The organism is 'Chrysanthemum coronarium' phytoplasma (assembly GCF_000744065.1).
In the GTDB taxonomy this organism is placed as follows: Bacteria; Bacillota_I; Bacilli_A; order Acholeplasmatales; family Acholeplasmataceae; genus Phytoplasma; species Phytoplasma asteris.
Genome location: NZ_BBIY01000082.1, coordinates 1 through 2,082, shown reverse-complemented (window position 1 = coordinate 2,082; position 2,082 = coordinate 1). Strand labels below are relative to the sequence as shown.

Below are 2,082 nucleotides of genomic sequence, written 5' to 3'. Positions count from 1 at the left end.
CATTATGTTAAACAACGTTCAATTAATAGGTCGAATTACACATGACCTCGAAAAACAATACATTAACAGTAATAACGAACAAATTCCAAAAATAGATTTTCAATTAGCTGTTAAATAAACCAAAGACAAAGTTCAATATATTCCTTGTGTAGTTTTTAGAACCCAAGCTGAAAATTTTCATAAATACTTACATAAAGGATCGAAAATTTATCTCGAAGGAACATTATCCATCCAAAAATATACCAACAACGAAGGTCAAAAGAAAACAAATACAAAAGTGATCGTAAATAAAGTCATCTTTTTAGATAATAAACCTCAAACTGATAATTTACCATTTTAAAATAAAAGAACATTGATATTAAACATCTTAACTTTTCAAAAGAAAACCAAAATAAAAGGAGAATAAAAAATCATATGAGCGACGCCATGACTGAAATATACCGTGGTACTTACTTCAAAGAACGCAGCAAATTAAAATCTAAAACTAAAAAAAATAATAAACCAAACAAAAAGGAGAAACTTAAAAATGACTAAAAAAGAATTAATTAAAAAAATAGCTGAGGCTAATAAAACCTCAATTTCAAAAACAGAAGAATTTTACCATTCATTCGAACATACCCTAATAGAATCCATTACTTCCAACGAAGAAGTAATTTTATCTTCTAAAATAGGTAAATTCATTTTAAAAACTCGTAAAGCCTACACTGGTAGAAACCCCCAAGCAGGCAAAAAACTCAAAATCTTTGCGAAAACCGTTGTCTCTTTCAAACTTTCTCAAACCATTAAAAATAAAGTAAAAGATTTAACATTAGAATAAATCAATATCAACCAACAAAGGAGAAATTAAATATGAATAAAATCATTAAGAAAAAAACAAAACCCAATACTCACGAAACAAACCAAAACCAAGAAATAAAAACAATGACTAACCCTAAACAAGAAAATATAACTATTATCCCAATAAAAAAACGCAATTTATTAAAAAAAATAGCTTACATAACGATCATTTTACATTTTATTTTACAAGTCATTATTATTTACTACGATAATAAAATTCCCTGGTTAACAACAGGAATTAATAATTCTCTTGAATTGATTAAATCTCTCATCCCAGGAGGAACTAAATAATATGAATAAAAACATAAAAAACAAAAATAAAATATTAACTATTATCACAATTATTATCGCTATCTTTTTCACTACCACATCCATTTTCGCTTTAACTAATTACTTTTCTAAACAAAGAAAAGAAAAAATTCAATTAATGAACAATCTTCCTTTTTTCACTATTGAACGAACAGGTGGCAATAATGAAGATAAAACCCTTTTACCAATTCCCATTCCAAACTTAAACGAACAAAAATATAATTACTTAATTACGATCGAACACGAAGCGACACTAAACTCCAACGGAATGGATATTAATGTTCCTTTATATTTGAAAATATCAACTAAATATGACACACTTCAAACTTTTACCAATCCTGAAAAATATTTAAATGTTGGTTTAAAAGTGGATAATAATGATTACGATGATACTAAACGCCCACAAATAAGATTAAATGATAAGGGCATCGGTTCACTTAAGATCCAAATTAGCATTGAACAAAAAGAAATCATTACTAATAAAAACCCTCAATTAGAGTTAATTTGTGATTACGAATTAGTCGATTCTCAAGGCACAGCTTATAGCGGCAGCAGTCAAACAATCGAAAATAAAATTACTAATTTAGCATAATAAAACATCAAAAGACCAATTATTAATTGGTCTTTTTTTGTTAGAAAGGAACTTATATGAATATCAAAAACAAATCAAATAAAAATTCAACTAATTTAATAATAATCATAATAATATCTATGGTCTTATTTTTAGGGACTTATGTTTGGATTCATCATCAAACTTTAACAGAAACTGAAAAAAATCTCATAACCCATCATAAAAAATTAGAAAATCAAAATAAAAATCTCCAAGAAATAAAAGACAAACTCCAACAAAACAAAGATATAATCCAAAACCAAATTACCAATACAAATAAAGAATCACAAGAAACAACAAACACTAATTTACAACAATTAAATAAT

Annotated in this window: 3 protein-coding genes and 2 pseudogenes; all 5 read left to right on the top strand. The window is 26.3% G+C overall.

Annotation, left to right across the window (positions count from 1 at the left end; all coding sequences use genetic code 11):
- Positions 1-4: 4 nt before the first annotated feature.
- Positions 5-340: pseudogene (locus OYV_RS03600) on the top strand (single-stranded DNA-binding protein).
- Positions 341-526: 186 nt separating this feature from the next.
- Complete coding sequence (locus OYV_RS03595; protein WP_042068336.1) at positions 527-817, top strand: HU family DNA-binding protein; 291 nt, start codon at positions 527-529, stop codon at positions 815-817.
- 32 nt (positions 818-849) lie between these two features.
- The gene (locus OYV_RS03590; protein WP_017193034.1) at positions 850-1,128 is read left to right on the top strand and encodes a hypothetical protein; all 279 of its coding nucleotides are present in this window, start codon (positions 850-852) and stop codon (positions 1,126-1,128) included.
- Position 1,129: 1 nt separating this feature from the next.
- Complete coding sequence (locus OYV_RS03585) at positions 1,130-1,738, top strand: hypothetical protein (protein ID WP_042068334.1); 609 nt, start codon at positions 1,130-1,132, stop codon at positions 1,736-1,738.
- Positions 1,739-1,794: 56 nt separating this feature from the next.
- Positions 1,795-2,082: pseudogene (locus OYV_RS03580) on the top strand (DUF2570 domain-containing protein); the annotation flags it as partial.

Coding starts and splice junctions, on each gene's coding strand:
- OYV_RS03595 (WP_042068336.1), top strand. CDS start 527: ATGACTAAAAAAGAATTAATTAAAAAAATAGCTGAGGCTAATAAAACC.
- OYV_RS03590 (WP_017193034.1), top strand. CDS start 850: ATGAATAAAATCATTAAGAAAAAAACAAAACCCAATACTCACGAAACA.
- OYV_RS03585 (WP_042068334.1), top strand. CDS start 1,130: ATGAATAAAAACATAAAAAACAAAAATAAAATATTAACTATTATCACA.